Below are 16,901 nucleotides of genomic sequence, written 5' to 3' on the forward strand. Positions count from 1 at the left end.
CCACGGGCGGGCAGGCGGGGCCGCGAGGTGCCGCGGCCCCAGCCCGCGGACCGCTCACTGCACCAGCGCCACGCCGACGTAGGGGCCCGCGAAGAGGTCACGGTTGGGCACGCGGTTGGGGTCCAGGCGGCCCTGATCGTCCAGGTAGGTGGCACGGTAGCCCCCCCGCATCCGCACCGGGCCGAGCTCCAGCGCCAGCCCGGCCTCCGCGCTCAACTGGGTGAAGGGCAGGGGCGTCCAGTGGGCGCTGGCCTCCAGCTTGAGCGGACCCGTCACGCGCATCAAGGTGCTCGCGCCCAGCCCGGGTCCGATGAAGATGGCATCCGGGGAGAAGGCCACGTCCACTCCGGCCAGCAGGCGCACGCGCAGATCCTCACGCGATACCAGCATCACGCCCGGCTTGAGCGACAGCAGCGAGATGGTGTCCCGGCCCGGCGAGCCATCATCCGTGGCCAGGTTGAACACGTTCAGCCGCGAGCCGAAGGCGAGCTGATCTCCATCCACCTGCAGCCCCAACCCCATCGCGTAGCCCCGCGAGACGAAGCCCGCGTCCGCCGTGAGGTTCACCTGGGTGGGCTGGGTGGGCCCGGTGGGCGCGGTGCTCGGGGGTGGCATCAGCCGGCGGCGCCACGCCAGGTCGTAATACCTGCCGTAGAGGAACGGACGGCCCGGGCCCATGTACGGCCAGGCCCACGCGGGGTCGTAGTAGTAGCGGACCCAGGGGTCTCTGTAGAACCCGTAGTACCCAGACCCGTAGGAGGGGTTGTAACGGGGCCTGCCCACGCCGCTGCTCGGATGCGAGGGGCCCGGGGACGAGGGCGACGAGGGGGATGACGGGGGCGGCGATGAGTCGCGCGGGCGCTTGCCGAAGCGCGCCTCGGCACTTCCGGAGCCGAGTCCCATCAGGATCACGGCCAGTGCGGCGAAGCCTTGTTTCCACATGGTCCTACTCCCGTGCAACCGGCGGTGAAGAGAGGGAGGTCCGGTTGCCCTTGCGCGGAGCGCAACACGCGCCGGGACAAGATACTCCCGGCGAGCCGTGAATGCAGGGGCAACGCCCATCAACTGGAACGGCGATTCCCGGCGGGTGCTCCCTCGCGCTTCACTCCGGCATCACCGTCCTCCTGTGGAGAGGGGTCCGGGAAGGCGGCGAGCTGGTATGCACAGAAGAAGGCGGCTCCGTGGAATGTGACTTGGAGCAGGAAGGGTGTGGGCTGGAAGGGCAGTCGCCCGGGATGCGCCCGGAGCCACGCGAGCGCCTCCTCGGCGTTCGAGGAATGGCAGAGCACCGCTAGGCCCAGCAACGCGGCGGCGAAGAAGAGGCTCAACAGGCGGTTGGCTGGGGTGTTCACCAGCTCGGCCCATGGCCCCAGCCTCGAGAGCACCTTCGGAAATACGAACGTCTTGAACAGCGTTCCGGTGAGCGCGCCGGCCATGAGCGGAGCCGCGACTTCGAGCAGGGGGAAGAGGGTGTCCATCGCGGCGACTCTGCTCCGGGTACCTATGTTCCTTCAATACGATCCGCGGGCGCGCGCTCTCGACGGGCCAGCACCAGGAAGGGCAGCGATGGGCTGGCCCCGGCGCGAGGGCCCCCCAGGAGGAGCACGTCTCCACCGTCGGCCCCCAGGTCTACGACAGCGATTCCTTCCGCGTGCTGCGCGACGACGTGGAAGTGCTCCACGAGCGCCAGCAGCGCGGGGAGTAGCCGCGGGCGCTCCGGGAGGGAAGACCGCGCTCAGCGGCCCTTGCCGGAGGTGCCCTGGGCCAGGTGCGCCTCCAGCATCAGCTCGACGCCCTTGGGGCTGACGAAGAAGCCGGCCAGGCTGGCGCGCACGCTGTTGCCCGCGCCTGGCTGTACGGGGGAGATCCGATGGGGGATTCCCCCCTTGAGCATCACCAGGCGGTTGGGCTTGGGCATCACGTACCGTCCCAGGCCCTCACGCTGCAGCACCCGGTTCTCGGACTCGGACGCCTCGAAGGTGTACTTCGCACCGCGCAGCGACTCCGCGTCCCGCGTCGAGGAGCTGACCAGCAGCTCGCCACCCCACGCCACGTCCCAATGCCGGTGGCAGTAGTAGATGAAGGCGCAGGAGTAGCGGACGGCGTCCGTGTGCCAGGACAGTCCGGTTCCGGCGGGGTAGGCCCAGAACGAGCCGTTCAGGGCCAGCCAGTCCTTTCCCACCGTGCCGGTCAGGTGCGGGGCGCGCTCCGACGCGGAGACAATGGCCTCGAGCACCGCATCCACCGGGCCGTGGGTGGGGTGGAAGTTCAGCCCCAGCTCGTCCCGGCCGAGGCCGGGCGGCAACAGCTCCTCCACCGGCCGGGGCGTCCACGCATACGCGTGCCCGAGCAACGGATTGCCATCCGAGGGCCGGAACACGGCCTCCATCCCCTCGCTGTGAACCGGCCGGAAGCTGCCGTTGGTGAACGTCTTCCAGAGCTCCTCGAAAGCCGCCGCGGGAAGCACCTCGTCCCAGATCAGCAGTTGGTCATCGCAGAGAACTTCTTTCATCGGCCCTTTCCTCGGTTGACGCGCAGGCGTCGGGTCGGCGGTCGGCCAGGGGATGGAGCAGGCGGGTGGGTGTGCACCCACTCGAGCCCGCGCGCTTTCGCGCTGGACGTCTTCGCCTGCCTCCCCTGTGGCGGTGGACTCCGCGTGCTGGCGCACCTCGCTGCCCCGCGGAACTCGTGGGCCATATTGGAGCACCAGCGTCTCGGAAGACAAGGACAGCCAGAGCCCTGCCGCGCACCTCCTGGGAGGGCGGCCTGGGCAGGCGTGTACCCCAAGGGGCTGCGCGGCTTGTCCACCCGCCAGCTACAGCGTGGCGAGGACCCTGGTAGCGCGGGCCCTGGGCAACCCCACCGTGAACACCACCCCTTGCCGACGGCTCGCGCGGCTCTCGAACGTACCTCCGTAGGCCGAGGTGAGGTGCTGAGCCACGCGAAGCCGCAACATCGACATGCGGTCGGTTGAACGATCGACCGGCGCTATCCGGAAGAGGCAAGCCGACTCGGACAGCGGCTCCTTGAGCAGGAGCTCTCCCCCCTCCCCACATCGATGCGGATGCGGTCCCCTTCTTCCCGGAGGGCCACTGTCAGCGGACTGCCTGGCGGGTTGAGAGCGCACGCGAGCCTGGAGAGTGAGTCGAGCAGCACGGAAAGACTCTCCGGCTCCCATTCCCCGTGGAGGGTGCCCGCCGTTTCCAGCTGCAAGGGTTGTGTCGGGAAGTCCTCCCGCAGCTGCGCCAGTATCGCGTCGAGGAGTGGGCCCAGGTCGAAGGGCACCGCGGTCCTGGAGGGGTCGAGGCCTCTTTCGATGCGCTCGAGCTCGGCCACGCACCCGAGCACCCGCTCCATGTCCTCCGCGAGCCGTTGGAGACTTTGGGAGCGCTTCTGGACGCGCTCGGGAGGGTCCTCCTCGGGCCGCGGCAGCGAGACCATGAGGCGGATGATGCGCAGGTGGGAGCGCAGGTGATCGAAAGCGATCGAGAAGCTCCCCACCAGCTCTTGCGTCTGCCGTTGCCGTTCCTCGTGCTCGAAGTCCCGCTGGCGCTCGTACCGGGTCACCGTGTCTTTCAAGGCGGCGTCGAGGCAACGCCCGAGCACCCGCGACTCCTGGACGTCGATGGTGGCGCTGCCCTCCGCCATGAGCTCCAGGATGCACTCCCGGAGGAGACCGTACTCGCGGACGAGCCGGTCCAGGTTGACGCCGGGAGGGAATCGCCGCGCCTGGTGCGCTGCGGGTGACGGGACCTCGGGTGCTGGGGGCGCGGGATGTTCCCGGCCCTCGGCCTGGTTGTGGAGCGAGCGCCGTATCTCCTCGAGGAGTCCCGGAATCGTGTCGAGGAAGCTCGGGGTGGGCGGGCTCCCCGAAGAGCACATGGGCGCGGACGCGCTCCTCGAACTGTCGCAGGAGATCCTTCCGCCGGGTGGTGAGGAGCTTCGCCAGTCCAGTCATTGGTGGTGAGTGCACCCAGACGCGACCGGTTCCTCACCTGACTTGAGCCCCCAAGCCTCTTCCACTCTCCGGTCTGTTGACGCCAGACTCCTGGTCCCCGGCCCGGCGGGTGAGGCGGCCGGGGAAAGCCGAGGTGTCCCATGGGAAAATGGATGAACGTCGCCTTCGTGCAGACGGCGGATCTCGGGCGGCTCGAAGCGGCGGTGGAGCGGCTGCTCGAGGAGGCCGGGCGCCACCAGGTGCGTCCCCCGCCGCGCACGCCCGAGCCCTACGATCCGATGCAGTACGGGCATGGCGAGGACGTCCCCCGCTGGGGCCTCGCGGGCTTTCTCGCCTCGCCGAGCTGGTGCGCCCTGCGAAGCGCGCCCTACGAACTGCTCATGGAAGGGGAGGCACCGCTCCTCGCGCGCCTCACCGAGCAGCTCGGCACGGTGGGTTTCCAGTACAACCTCTACGATAGCACCGCGGAGTTCCTGTTCGAGGCGGATGCGCAGGGGGGCTTCGAGCAGTCGGGCCTGGGCGGCAGCCACAACTGGCAGCGCCTGTGGCGAGGAGCGGAGCCGCCCATGGAGCGGCTGGAGGTGTGCTTCCGACGCGTCGACCCGGGCCCCGCAGCCCGGTTCGCTCGGGAGCGCTGGCCGGAGCTGTGGGTGTCAGAGATAGCCTCTTCGGGGCCAGAGGAGGAGGCGCTCCGAGCCTGGCTCGCGGCCGTGGGCGGAGAGACATTCACGCGCCAGTACCCTGGAGGGCTCCTCACCCGGTGGCGCGCCCACCCGGCCCACGTGGTGCTCGCGATGGTGGCTGGCCAGGACGCCTCGTTCCTGAGCGGGGACGTGAAGGCGGAGGCAGTGCGCCTGGTGTTCGGCGGCGAGGCCGCGGAGTTCTGCGACAATGGCTTCCTTGTCGAGACGCTCATCCCGCACGCCCCCCTGCCCCTCAGCCCCTCCTTCGCCCTTTATGGCGACCGAGATCCGCCCTCGCGCTCACGACGCCGGTGACCCAGCGCGCGGGCTGCGCTTGAGGTGCTCGGGCCGGGGCCGTCGGCTACCCGTCTACGCCGAGTCTTGTTCTTGGCGGTTCGAGTCCATTGACACCATCTCGGGTACTCCCACCCGTGCTCCCCCACCAGCTCCAGTGGACGTTTGGAGAGGTGAGGCCCGAGAGCGCTCGCGTCACTCACTGCCCGAGCGACGAGGGCGGGGGTTTGGCGCTGAAGGCGGGCGAGTAGCACTTGCCCTGGTGCTCGTAGAGCACGTCCGGGCACGGGGCCTTCAGCTCGTGAGGCAACCAGCAGGCACCGACGAGCTCGACCTCGGCGTAACGCGTGCAGGGCGGGCGCTTCTGCCCCTTGAAGGGCGCGCGCGGCAGCGGACGGGCGAGTACGGATTGTCCCGCGTCCTCGGTGTTCACGAGCCCGCCATGGGTGGGCGTGTCCGGATTTTCGCCGCCCGCTGTGGGCTCCTCGTGGCGCATGGGCGCGGGAGGGGTGCTCGCCCAAGGCTCCGGGGCGCTCGGGGGTTGGGACACGGAGGCCAGACGCACCAGCGCGAGGAGCAGGGCGCACACCGTGGCGGCATTCACCACGCCCATCCCCAGGCGCCACCGGAGGCGGGGCTCGTGGGGGTCGGGGACGGCGCGGGCCATGCGACGTACTTCCTCGAGCACACTCTCCAACGTGAGCAGCAGCGACTCCGCTGACTGCCTGTCCTGGGCCCTGGCCCAGCCGGTGTGCTCCACTTCCATGGCGGAGTAGCCTCGTGAGGCCCAGGAGCCGAGGAACACCCGCCAGTCCTTGCGCGGTGCCGCGCCTTCCTCGTCGGCGTGCTTACGCACCAGGGCTGTGGCTCCGCTCGTCTCGTGCGTGGCCAGGTAGAGCTCCACCTGGCTGTCATGGGACTGCTCCACCTGTTCCTGGAGCAGGTACGGCCCCAACCGCTCCGGTTCCTCCCCGCTCGCCTCGGACTTCTTCTCCTCGTCCATGCGTGCTCCTTACCTGGCCTACCCAAATGCGGGTGGCGAGGTGCTCTTGTTGGCATGGTCCGGACCCGACTTCCAGGAGGTACCCGGTGCGTCAGGTGGGGGCCTACTCACGGGGACGCTCCCCTATACGACTTGTCCGCCCCACCGACTGGCAGGGCACCCGCTGCCCCTCTCGCACACGTCGGCCGCGAGAGGTGCAAGCCCAGGAAGCATTTCGACGCGAACGGCCTCCAGCCCATGGACGTTGTTTACACTCAGCCCCTGTAGTGAGGGCCACGACGCATGAGCGAGATGTACGGAATAAAAGCCTACTGGGGCCACAGGCCTGAGTCGGCTGAGCAGTGCGCGCGCCGGGCGGAGCTGTTCTTCCGGCTCCTCGCGGCGTGCCACCCCGATTTCGCCCGCTGGTACGAGAAGATCAACTCGGAACGGGAGGCGCTGCAGCTCGGCTTTGAGCCCACCCGCGAAACGTTCCTGAAATTCTTCGGCCGGGAGAAGTACCAGAGCGGGAAGGATGGCTTCAGGTTCGGCGCATGGACGGGTCATGAGGCAGATGACCACGGCGCCATGGTCATGCTCAGGTGCGGCTCGAAGGGGGAGGTGGCGCCCAACAACCTAGGGCTCTTCTTGCCCAGGGAGGCCCTGGGCGAGGAGCGTGTGCTGACGGCTTCCCTTGTCGTCGGCGCGATGCGTGCCATTGCGGTGGTGTGGGAGCCTGAGTGGGCAGTCGCGACGGCGGACGGGCTGTGGGACGAGCTCTCCGGAGGCAGTCGGCTCGGCTGCTTCGTGGGATGGATGACGTACTTCTCGCTGGAACGGGGTGAGGTGCCACAGCTGCCGTCGCCGGCTCGCGTTGAGCCCGTGGGTGACAAGGGCACGCTCGTCACCCTCACCCCCGAGCGCCTCACCCCAAGCAACCCGGAGCACGTGGCGCTCGCCTGGCGCGTGCAGAGGGCGCTTGAGGAGCGGGGGCTGTTCCGGTTGATGGTTTCGCCAGCTTCCAGGCGGAAGGCCTGAGCCGGGCTCACGACTCGTCCGATGGCCTGGGGTGAGCGGTCGGCTACAGGTCTTCGATCGGGTCCTGGAGCTTCTCGCATGCGGCCTTCATGGCCATGGGGGAGACGCTCGAGCCGCCCCAGGCAAGAGAGCCAGGCACCTGCCGCGCAGCTCATGGGATGGCGGCCTGGGCAGGCGAGTACCTCAAGGGGCTGCGCGGCTTGTCCACCCGCCTGGCGCACTGCTCGGGCGGCCCCCGTCAGCGGCCCTCCTCGGCCCCTGCGCTCCAGCCCTCACCCTCCACATGGCCTCTCTCCCGCCTATACGCACGCCGAAGAAGGTCAGGACAGGCGCGCCACGAGCGCCTCGCGGTCCTTCACGAACCAGAGCGAGGCCCCGCGGTTCGACTCGTAGACGAAGCTGTGCAGGGCCTTGCTGTTCGCCACCTGGGCTGAGATGTCGCCCAGGATCGCCAGACGCATGCGGTAGTTGACGAACTTCTGGGCCAACTCGCCCGCCACGCCCGTGGCGAGCTTGAAGAAGGCTTCCCCCAGCCGCTCGGCGGGGATGGCGACCAGCGTCGCCTCATGCTCCCACGCCAGGCTGAGCAGCTCGGCGGCATCCCGGACCCGCGGCCCCTCCGGCGACAGCTCGAGGATGCGCACACCGTTCACCTCCAGGGTCCGCCCCGTCATCGGACGGGCCTCCGTCGACGAGGCTTCGGGCGCGTTGACTCCGGTCATGGCTCACTCTCCAGGTAGACGGCGACGAGTTGCAGCAGACGGGTGCTGGCCCCGAGCGGTCCGGTCACGATGAGCTTCAAGCGCTCGCGCTTCGGGTCGTAGAGGGTGTCGACGCGCAGGCACATGGCTCCGGCGGCGCACGGGCTCGGGCGGGGACATCGGCCGGCCGGTGAGCGCCTCGATGGCCTCGCGGGCGAGCCGGTACTGCTTGCCGATACGCGTTGCCTTCAGCCGCCCTTCGCGGACGTAGGCGCGGACCGTGCGGACATGCAGGTCCGGAATGCTGGCCACCTGTTCCGCCGTATAGAGGTCCTGGGACATGGGCTCATCATGACGCAAACAAACCTTTCAGCCCATGCCCGGAACCAGAACAGGGAGGGATAGAGAACTTCAAGGTCGGCAGCCGAAGGTTCGAGTTCGACCCGGTGATACCGACCCGCATCCTCGAACCCGCTCAGCGCTCGCCGTTGAAGGGAATGAGGGTGTGCTCAGGGCGAGAACTTGCTGAGCAGCAGATAGGTGGTGTTGCTGGGGTTGGTGTAGCCGCCGCTGACGATGTAGCCCCCATCACTGGTTCGGGCCAGACTCAACCCATACGTGTTGTCGCTGGGATAGGGGGGGTAATTCCAGAGCACGGTCCCGCTGGTGTTCAGCTTCATGAGGCGCATGTTGCGCTGGGTATCGGACGGGGTGATGGAGCCCGTGATGACGTAGTTGCCATCCGTCGCGACCTGGACGTCGCTCAGATAATCCCCGCGCGTCCCCCCGCTGAACGTCCGGGGCCACCCGGTGGTGACGGCGCCGGTGGTGGGGTTGAGGCGGACCGCGTAGAAGTCGGCGTCGAACGTCGAGGTGTTCGTGTAGATGTAGCCCACGGCCACGTAGCCGGTGGAGGTCGCGGCCACGGCCTCGAGGTCCGCGAACCGTCCTGAGCTGATCTGGAAGAGCGTGGAGCCGGTGCTGCTCACCTTCGCGGCGTAGCCATAGCTCTCCCACGTCGTCGAGGACACCTTGACCTGCCGGGAACCGACGGCGACATAGCCTCCGCCCGGAGCGTTGGCGACGCCATTGAACTCGTAGGTTCCATCCGCGCCGCTGGAGAACGACCTCTCCCACTGCACGCTTCCCGTGGCGGAGAACTTCATCATGTGGGCGTTCTGGTAGCCCAGGTTGCTCTGGGTCTTGCCGACGATGATGCACCCTCCGTCCGGGGTGACCTCCATGCCCCTGGGATACTCCTGGAGCGTCGAGCCGAACGGCCCCTGCCAATAGATGGCGCCGGTGGGATCGGTCCTGACGACGAAGTAGTCGAAGTTGTTGTTCTGGTAGTTCTGTCCAGCGAGCATGAACCCGCCATCACTCGTCGCGCGGACCTCGACCCCGGAGTCGTCGGTGGTGGTGCCATAGGCGTAGGCCCATTGGACATTCATGAAGGCATCCGTCTTCACCAGGAGGATGTCGTTGTCGCCCAGCACGTTGGTGGTGCCGGTGAAGGCATAGCCCCCATCGCTCGTCTGGATGATGGAACTGGCACTGCCCTCGGAGTACAGGGCATTGGCTTGCAGGGTGGGCTCCCCCACGAACGCGTGGACTCCTGACGCGACGAGCGCCGTGACGTCCACGTGCTTCAGGAGCGGGGCCGCGTCGATCCGCCGGACGGCGTGAGGACCCGCCAGGGCCGTGCCCTTCGTCTGCTCCGGGGTCTCGGTGGAGTCGGAGCCCGCGCCCCCGCAGGCGAGCTGCGCGGCGAGGCTCGTGGTGAGCATGAAGGTCTTCCAGGAGGGGCGAAGCATGACGTTTCTCCAACTCAGTCGAAAGGGATGATTCCCTCGCGGAGTAGGAGCCGACGATGTGGAAAATGATGCAGACGATTCGTGCTCGAGAATGAATAAGGCGGGGGCCCCTGGACGCGCGGCGGATAGGCGGGAGAGGGGAGCTGTTGAGGAGGAGGGCAGGAACCGAGGGGGCGGTGAAGACGACCAACGCTTTCCGCCCCGCGCAGCCACTGCGCGAAAGTCCACTCGCGGTGTCCTCTCCTTCTTTGGCTCCTTGCTGACGGCTGCCCGGGGTGCCGGGCCCGCTCCCTCTTCTCCTGCTTGGGGAAGTACGCGCGCACGCTTTTGGAGCCAAGACAGGGGCAGATCGAGCGCGCCGACATCGACCGGCTCCACTTCGCACCCCCGCTTGCGGAGGCGCGCGAACTGGTGCAGTGTTGTAGTCGTGCGCAACACCGCTACACAGACGCCGCCATGGTGGTGACCCTGGACCCGAAGGACGGGCGGCCGCTCTATCTGCAGATCGTGGACGAGGTGCGCCGCGCGCTGGTGGTGGGGAGCTTGCGGCCGGAGGACCCGCTGCCGTCGGTGCGGGAGCTGGCCGCGCAGCTGGTGGTGAACCCGCGCACGGTGTCTCAGGCCTACGGGGAGCTGGAGCGCCAGGGCGTCGTCTACGTGCGGCGGGGGCAGGGGACCTTCGTGTCCCCGGACGCGCAGCCCGACCGCAAGGAGCGCCGCGCGCTGTCGCGCGAGGTGGCCCGGCGGGCGCTGCGCGAAGCGTGGCGCAACGGGGTGGGCATGGAGGAGCTGGTGAAGAGCATCCGCGAGGTGGCGCAGGAGGAGGGTGAGCCCTCCGGTGACGCCGCAGGGCAGGGAGAGAAGGAATGAGCCGCACCATCCCCGAGCCGGAAGGTGGCGCCCCCGCGGTCGCCACCCGCGGGCTGACCAAGCGCTACGGGCGCGAGACGGCGCTCGCCGGTGTGGACCTGCGCGTGCCGGAGGGCGCGGTGTACGCCCTGGTCGGCGCCAACGGCGCGGGCAAGAGCACCACGTTCAAGGTGCTGATGAACCTGGAGCGCCCGGACGCGGGGCACGCCGAGGTGCTGGGCCTGGACACCGCGAGCCACGGCCCGCGGGTCCGCGCGCAGGTGGGCTACGTGCCCGAGCACCACACGCCCGCGTACGGCTGGATGACGTGCGGCCGCCTCCTGCGGCACGCGGCCGCCTACTACCCGGCGTGGGAGCCCGCGTACGCGGAGCGCCTGAGCCAGGCGCTCGGCCTCGAGCCCCACCGGAAGGTGTCCGCCCTCTCCAAGGGCCAGGCGCGGCGGCTGCAGCTGGTGCTCGCACTGGCCCACCGGCCCGCGCTGCTCCTGCTCGACGAGCCGACGGACGGCCTGGATCCCGTGGTGCGCAACCGCACGCTCGCCTTGCTGGCCGAGCACCTGGCCGACTCGCCCACCACGCTCGTCGTCTCCACCCACCACCTGCACGAGCTGGAGAGCCTCGCCGACCACGTGGGCGTGCTGAGCGCCGGGAGGCTCGTCGCGCAGCTGCCGCGCCACGAGCTGCAGCGCACCGTGCGCCGCTACCGGGTGGAGGTGCCCGAGCGCTGGACCGCGCCGCCCGAGCTGCTGGCGGGCGCGCTGCGGCGCGCGGGCACCGGGCGTGAGCTGCAGTGGACGCTGGTGGGCGAGGAGCGCGAGGTGGTGGAGCGACTGTCGGGCACGGGCGCCCGCGTGCGCGAGGTGACGGCGCTGGGCCTCGAGGACGCGGCCCTCGCCTTCCTGTCCGAGGAGGTGTCGCAATGAGTGCTCCGACGAGTGCTCCGACGAGTGCTCCGACGCTGCACGCCACGCCGGCCGCCGGCGCGGTGCTGCGCGAGCAGGTGTCCGCGGTGGGCCTGGCGCTGCGGGTGCCCGCCCTCGGCGCGCTCGCGCTGCTCCTGCTGGCCACCGCCCTCACCCTGCGCCACCGGCTGGACACGGGCGAGCCGCTCGACTTCCGCCCCGAGCTCACCCTCCTGCCGGGCCTCGCGGGGCTGCTCTTGCCCCTGGCCGTCTGGAAGGGCGAGCCGCGCTTCGGCCCCGCCTTCTTCTGGACGCTGCCGGTGGAGCGCCGCCAGCACGCCCTCACCAAGGTGTTCGCGGGCTGGCTGTGGCTGATGGCGGCCGTCGCGCTCTTCCTCCTCTGGATGCTCGGCCTCACGCTGCTGACGGGCGGCAACGTGCTGGGCGAGGTGACGCTGCGCCTGGTGGACAGCACCCTCGACGTCCCGGGAGTGGGCGAAGTCCCGCAGACCCTGCGCACGGTGCAGTGGAAGCCCCGGCCGGTGCTGTGGCTCGTGTCCTTCACCTCCTCGAGCGCGCTCTATCTCTTCGGCAGCGCGATGGCGCTGGGCCTGCGCCACCCGCTGCGCTGGGTGGTCGGGTTCGTCGCCGGCATCGTCCTCACCGTCACCCTGGCCCAGTTGCTGAGGGTGAACTGGTTCTTCGATGAATTCGCACCCGACCTCGCCCCGCTCTTCGTCGGCCGCTACGGACTGGACGCGCTCCTCTCCGCGCGCACCGAGTCCCTCAGCGGGGAGGTGCGGCTGCCGGGCGGGGAGGTCGTCAACGCATGGTGGGGCCTGCCGGACGTCGGGGACTGGGCCCTCGCCACGCTGCTGTGGACGGGCGCGGCGCTCGCCCTCCTGTGGGCCGCCGCCTCCCGCCACCGGGAGCAGCGGCGCCGCTGAGCACCGCCGCGCCCTGAGACGCAGCACCGTCCTGTTCCTTTCCGTCCCCGCACTGCTCGCGGGGACGACGCCGCCCCCGCCTTGCCCCTCACCCCCGGTGCACCCATGGACCTGCGGATTCGCAACCTCTCCAAGACGTACGCCAACGGCGTGCATGCGCTCAAGGACGTGTCGCTGACGATTCCCGCCGGGATGTATGGGCTCCTGGGCCCCAACGGCGCGGGCAAGTCCACACTGATGCGCACGCTGGCCACGCTGCAGGAGCCCGACCGCGGCAGCGTCCACCTGGGGGACGTGGACGTGCTGAAGGACAAGGAGCGGGCGCGCGAGTCGCTCGGCTACCTGCCGCAGGAGTTCGGCGTGTACCCGCGGGAGAGCGCGGAGCGGCTGCTCGAGCACTTCGCGGTGCTCAAGGGCCTCACCGACCGGCGGGTGCGGCGCGAGACGGTGGACGCGCTGCTGCACCAGGTGAACCTGCACGACGTGCGCAAGCAGAAGCTGGGCGGCTTCTCGGGGGGCATGCGGCAGCGCTTCGGCGTCGCCGTCGCGCTGCTGGGCGACCCGCGGCTCATCATCGTCGACGAGCCGACCGCCGGCCTCGACCCCGCCGAGCGGGTGCGCTTCTTGAACCTGCTGAGCGGCCTGGGCGAGCGCAGCGTCGTCCTCCTCTCCACGCACATCGTGGAGGACGTGGCGGAGCTGTGCAGTCGCATGGCCATCATCGACCGCGGCACCATCCTCCTGGAGGGTGAGCCGCTGCGCGCGGTGGAGGAGCTGCGCGGGCGCATCTGGCGCAAGGTCGTGCCCCGCGGCGAGGCTCGAGGCGCTCGAGCGCACCCATGCGGTCCTCTCCACCCGGCTGCTGGCCGGGCGCACCGTGGTGCGCGTGTACGCCGAGGCCCTGCCGGGCGCGGGGTTCGAGCCGGCGGAGCCCGGCCTCGAGGACGTCTACTTCCGCGTGATGGGGGGCCACGGAGGCTCCCGCGCCGTGCAGCCCCGGCTCGAGGTGGCGTCATGATGCTGCGCGAAATCTTCCGCTACGAGCTCGGCCTGCAGGCGCGCCGCGTCACGCCCTGGCTCTCCTTCGTGCTGCTGTTCGGGTTCGTCTACCAGGTGGCCAACGAGGCCCAGATCGAGCAAGCGCGTGATGGCGGCTACCTCTTCAACTCGCCCTTCGCGCTGGCCGTCGTCTCCGTGCTGGGCAGCCTGATCGGCCTGCTGGTCCCAGCACCCCTCGCCGGCGACGCGGCCGCGCGCGACGTGCAGCTGCGCATGCATCCGCTCCTCTACACCACGCCGGTGGGCAGGACGGCCTACCTCGGCGGGCGCTTCCTCGCCGCGTTCGCCCTGACGGCGCTCGTGGTGCTCGCGGTGCCCCTGGGCCTGCTGCTCGCCGCCTACGCGCCGGGCCCCGAGCCCGAGCTGATGGGGCCCTTGCGGCCCGCGGCGTACGTCGGCGTCTACCTCTGTATCACCCTGCCCAACGCCTTCGTCGCCTGCGCGCTGATGTTCAGCCTCGCGGTGCTGAGCCGGCGCGCGATGACGGCCTACCTCGTCGCGGTGCTGCTCTTCGCCACCACCCTCGCGGGGCGCATCTACGTGGCAGGCGCGCTGCGGCACTGGGGGGCCGGCAAGCTCGTGGACCCCCTCGGCTTCACCGTGCTCAACGAGCTGTCGACGTCCTGGACGCCCGGGGAGAAGAACACGGGGCTGCTCGATCTCGCCGAGGCGCTGGCCGCCAACCGCCTGCTGTGGCTCGCCCTCGCGGCAGCGGCGCTCGCCTTCACCCACCTGCGCTTCCGCTTCGCCCACCCGGGCGTCGATGCGGGCCGCGGGCGGCGCGCAGCCGCCGTCCTGCCGCCGCCGGCCCGCATCGGTCCCATCACCGTGCCCCCGGTGCGGCCCGCTCCGGGTGCCGTGGCCCGGACGCGCCAGGTGTGGGCGGTCGCGGCGCAGTCGCTGCGCGCCCTGATGGCCGGCCCGGGCGGCGTCGCGCTCGTGCTCATGCCGCTGTTCCTGCTGCTCGTCGCTCCCGAGATCATGCAGCACATGGGGGTGCCGAAGGCGCCCTCCACCCGGCTCCTCACCGGGTTCATCAGCGCCAACGGGGACCTGCTGGGCATGGTGATGCCGCTGCTCGTCATCTTCTGCGCCGGGGGCCTGGTGTGGCGCGAGCGGGAGGCGGGGGTGAGCGAGCTGGCGGACGCCGCGCCCACGCCAGACTGGGTCCCCTTCCTCGGCAAGCTCGCGGGGCTCGCGCTGATGATCGTGCTGCTGCAGGCGGCGCTGACGGCGACGTCCTTGCTCATCCAGGTGGGGCTGGGTCATGCCGCCTTCGAGCCGCGGGTGTACCTGTCCGTCCTCTTCGGCCTGAAGCTCGCCGACCACCTGCTCTTCGCGCTGCTCGGCCTGGGCGTGCACGTGCTGGTGGACCAGAAGCACGCCGGCCACGCGGTGCTGCTGATCGTCTACGGCCTGCGCTTCTTCGGGCCCGCGCTCGGGCTCGAGGACCCCCTGTGGGTGTACGGGTCCGACCCGGGCTGGGAGTACAACGACCTGAGCGGCTTCGGCCCGCATCTGACGGCCTGGGCCTGGTTCAAGGCGTACTGGGCCGCGTGGGCGCTGCTGCTCGCGGTGGCCGCGCGGCTCTTGTGGGTGCGGGGCCGGGTGTCGGGCCCGCGCGAGCGGCTCCTGCTCGCGCGCCGCCGGCTCACGCGGCCCGTGGCCCTCACCGGGGCGCTGGCCGGCGCGGCCGTCCTCGGGGTGGGCGGCTTCATCGCGTACAACACGCACGTCCTCCACCCGTTCCGCACCCGCGCCCAGGTCGAAGAGGCGCGCGCGGAGTACGAGCGGCGCTACGGCCAGTACGCGCGCCTGCCGCAGCCGCAGTTCACCTCCGTGAAGCTTCACGTGGAGCTGCACCCTCAGCACCGCCGGGCGGAGCTGCGCGGCACCTATACGCTCGTCAACCGCGGCCGTGAGGCCATGGCCACCCTGCACGTCGGCCTCGCCGAGGGCGTGGAGACGGGCCCCTTGCGCTTCGACCGGGCCGCCACGCCCTCACACGTGGACGCGGAGCTCGGCCACTCGGTCTACACGCTGCAGCCGCCGCTGCAGCCGGGGGAGGCCCTGGAGCTGGGCTTCGAGGTGCGCTTCGCGCCCCGGGGCTTCACCCACGGCCAGGCCGACGCGTCCGTCGTGCGCAATGGCACCTACGTCCTGCCGCGCCGCTGGTTGCCGTCCATCGGGTACCAGCAGAGCCGGGAGCTCAACGAGGCAGGCGTGCGCCGTGCCCACGGCCTCGCGCCGCGGCCCCCCATCCCCACGCTGGAGGACAGCGAAGGCCTGCGGGAGCAGGGGGCCGGGCGCATCGCCTTCGACGCGGTGGTGGGAACCGACGTGGGCCAGGTGGCCGTGGCCCCCGGGGCCCTGCGCCGGGAGTGGACGGAGGGCGGCCGCCGCTACTTCCACTACGTGACCGACGTGCCCATCTCCCACGACTACGCGCTCTACTCGGCCGCGTACGCGGTGCGCGAGGCGCGCTGGAGGGACGTGGCCCTGCAGGTGTTCCACCACCCGGGCCACCCCGGCAACGTGGAGCGCATCCTGCACAGCATGCAGGCCTCGCTCGACTTCCACACCGAGCAGTTCGGCCCCTACCCGCACCGCCAGCTGCGCTTCGTGGAGCACGCAGGCGAAGGCATCGGGCTGCACTCCGCGCCGGTGAACGTCTCGTACAGGGAGGGCTTCTCGCAGCTTCAGCCCGAGGCCGACCCGCGCGAGGTGGACTTCCCCTTCGCGGTCGCGGCACACGAGGTGGCGCACAAGTGGTGGGGCAACCAGCTGAAGCCCGCGCCCGTGGTGGGCTCGCCGTTGCTCAACGAGAGCCTGTCCTGGTACTCGGCCCTGGGGGTGGTGGAGCGCACCTACGGCCGCGCGCACCTGGAGCGGCTGCTGGCGGTGATGCGGCTCGAGTACCTCACGCCCCGCGCGCGCGCCGGCGTGCCGCTGTTGCAGACCGTGGAGTGGTTCCACGCGTACCGCAAGGGCCCCTTCGCCATGTTCGCGCTGCGCGAGTACGTGGGGGAGGCCCGGGTGAACGGGGCGCTGCGCACGATGCTGGAGAAGTACGGCGCCGGGCAGCCGCCCCTGCCCACCTCGCTCGACCTGTACCGCGAGCTGCGGGCCGTCACCCCGCCGGAGCAGCAGGGACTGCTGCACGACCTCTTCGCCGCCAACACCTACTGGGAGCTGAAGACGAAGCGGGCCACGGTGGAGCCCGCGGAGGGGGGCGCCTGGCGGGTGAGCCTCGACGTGGTGGCGCGCAAGGTGGTGGTGGACGAGGTGGGCCACCTCACCGAGGTGCCGATGGACGAGCCCGTCGAGCTCGGCGTCTACGCGGCGGCAGAGGGGGAAGGGCAGGGCGAGCCCCTGCACCTGCGCATGACCCGCGTGCGCTCGGGAGAGCAGCGCCTCACCGTGACGGTGCCCAAGCGGCCCGCGCGCGCCGGCATCGACCCGCGCCATCTCCTCATGGACGTGAACCCCGAGGACAACACCGTGGACACGAAGACCGAAGACGCGGTCTTGATTGGCCGGCACTGAACCGCTCCTGGGTCATGGGCTTCCGCACGCGGCAAGCATACGCGCTCGCGCTTTGCAAGCCTCCGGCGCGGTGGCTCGGCGTCTTCCTGACTTCCGAGCCGACGAGA

14 protein-coding genes and 1 pseudogene are annotated in these 16,901 nt (G+C 70.5%); 6 read left to right on the top strand and 9 right to left on the bottom strand.

What is annotated here, in order from left to right; translation table 11 throughout:
• Positions 1 to 54: 54 nt before the first annotated feature.
• The 4 genes from ACN28I_RS45815 to ACN28I_RS45830 all read right to left on the bottom strand — a co-directional run bounded on the left by ACN28I_RS45815 (position 55) and on the right by ACN28I_RS45830 (position 3,882).
• Positions 55 to 942, bottom strand: coding sequence for a hypothetical protein (locus tag ACN28I_RS45815; protein WP_420948168.1), 888 nt, complete (start codon positions 940 to 942; stop codon positions 55 to 57).
• A gap of 119 nt (positions 943 to 1,061) precedes the next feature.
• Positions 1,062 to 1,478: a hypothetical protein gene (locus ACN28I_RS45820; RefSeq protein ID WP_420948169.1), complete on the bottom strand. Its 417-nt coding sequence runs from the start codon at positions 1,476 to 1,478 to the stop codon at positions 1,062 to 1,064.
• A 257-nt stretch (positions 1,479 to 1,735) separates the two neighbouring features.
• Entirely contained in the window at positions 1,736 to 2,512 is a 777-nt protein-coding gene (locus ACN28I_RS45825; RefSeq protein ID WP_420948170.1) for a 2OG-Fe(II) oxygenase, read from the bottom strand.
• 476 nt (positions 2,513 to 2,988) lie between these two features.
• Positions 2,989 to 3,882, bottom strand: coding sequence for a hypothetical protein (locus tag ACN28I_RS45830; RefSeq protein ID WP_420948171.1), 894 nt, complete (start codon positions 3,880 to 3,882; stop codon positions 2,989 to 2,991).
• Positions 3,883 to 4,110: 228 nt separating this feature from the next.
• On the opposite strand from ACN28I_RS45830, the gene ACN28I_RS45835 reads away from it, so the two are divergent.
• Complete coding sequence (locus tag ACN28I_RS45835) at positions 4,111 to 4,956, top strand: hypothetical protein (RefSeq protein WP_420948172.1); 846 nt, start codon at positions 4,111 to 4,113, stop codon at positions 4,954 to 4,956.
• 178 nt (positions 4,957 to 5,134) lie between these two features.
• On the opposite strand, the gene ACN28I_RS45840 is transcribed toward ACN28I_RS45835, so the two are convergent.
• On the bottom strand, positions 5,135 to 5,938 hold the full coding sequence (locus ACN28I_RS45840; protein WP_420948173.1) for a hypothetical protein: 804 nt from the start codon (positions 5,936 to 5,938) through the stop codon (positions 5,135 to 5,137).
• Positions 5,939 to 6,220: 282 nt separating this feature from the next.
• Here ACN28I_RS45840 and ACN28I_RS45845 point away from each other — a divergent pair, with 282 nt between their 5' ends.
• Positions 6,221 to 6,955, top strand: coding sequence for an Imm52 family immunity protein (locus ACN28I_RS45845; RefSeq protein WP_420948174.1), 735 nt, complete (start codon positions 6,221 to 6,223; stop codon positions 6,953 to 6,955).
• Between the two features lie 320 nt (positions 6,956 to 7,275).
• Here ACN28I_RS45845 and ACN28I_RS45850 read toward each other — a convergent pair whose 3' ends face one another.
• The 4 genes and pseudogenes from ACN28I_RS45850 to ACN28I_RS45865 all read right to left on the bottom strand — a co-directional run bounded on the left by ACN28I_RS45850 (position 7,276) and on the right by ACN28I_RS45865 (position 9,470).
• Complete coding sequence (locus tag ACN28I_RS45850) at positions 7,276 to 7,677, bottom strand: DUF4180 domain-containing protein (protein WP_420948175.1); 402 nt, start codon at positions 7,675 to 7,677, stop codon at positions 7,276 to 7,278.
• Positions 7,674 to 7,802, bottom strand: coding sequence for a hypothetical protein (locus tag ACN28I_RS45855; protein ID WP_420948919.1), 129 nt, complete (start codon positions 7,800 to 7,802; stop codon positions 7,674 to 7,676). The genes ACN28I_RS45850 and ACN28I_RS45855 overlap by 4 nt, the downstream gene beginning before the upstream one ends.
• A gap of 61 nt (positions 7,803 to 7,863) precedes the next feature.
• Positions 7,864 to 7,998 (bottom strand): annotated as a pseudogene (locus ACN28I_RS45860) (helix-turn-helix domain-containing protein); the annotation flags it as partial.
• Between the two features lie 167 nt (positions 7,999 to 8,165).
• Positions 8,166 to 9,470, bottom strand: a complete 1,305-nt coding sequence (locus ACN28I_RS45865; protein ID WP_420948176.1) for a hypothetical protein — start codon at positions 9,468 to 9,470, stop codon at positions 8,166 to 8,168.
• A 456-nt stretch (positions 9,471 to 9,926) separates the two neighbouring features.
• On the opposite strand from ACN28I_RS45865, the gene ACN28I_RS45870 reads away from it, so the two are divergent.
• The 4 genes from ACN28I_RS45870 (at position 9,927) to ACN28I_RS45885 (ending at position 16,794) form a co-directional block, all read left to right on the top strand.
• Positions 9,927 to 10,340 carry a GntR family transcriptional regulator gene (locus ACN28I_RS45870; RefSeq protein WP_420948177.1) on the top strand — a complete coding sequence of 138 codons (414 nt, stop codon included), beginning with the start codon at positions 9,927 to 9,929 and terminating at the stop codon, positions 10,338 to 10,340.
• A complete protein-coding gene (locus tag ACN28I_RS45875; RefSeq protein ID WP_420948178.1) occupies positions 10,337 to 11,263 on the top strand; it encodes an ABC transporter ATP-binding protein in 927 nt (308 codons plus the stop codon). Before ACN28I_RS45870 ends, ACN28I_RS45875 begins: the two co-directional genes overlap by 4 nt.
• The gene (locus ACN28I_RS45880; RefSeq protein ID WP_420948179.1) at positions 11,260 to 12,189 is read left to right on the top strand and encodes a hypothetical protein; all 930 of its coding nucleotides are present in this window, start codon (positions 11,260 to 11,262) and stop codon (positions 12,187 to 12,189) included. Before ACN28I_RS45875 ends, ACN28I_RS45880 begins: the two co-directional genes overlap by 4 nt.
• Positions 12,190 to 12,294: 105 nt before the next feature.
• Positions 12,295 to 16,794 (top strand): ATP-binding cassette domain-containing protein, encoded by a 4,500-nt coding sequence (locus tag ACN28I_RS45885; protein ID WP_420948180.1) that lies wholly within the window; start codon positions 12,295 to 12,297, stop codon positions 16,792 to 16,794.
• Positions 16,795 to 16,901 lie beyond the last annotated feature (107 nt).

Source organism: Archangium gephyra (assembly GCF_049060025.1).
In the GTDB taxonomy this organism is placed as follows: domain Bacteria; phylum Myxococcota; class Myxococcia; order Myxococcales; family Myxococcaceae; genus Archangium; species Archangium gephyra_A.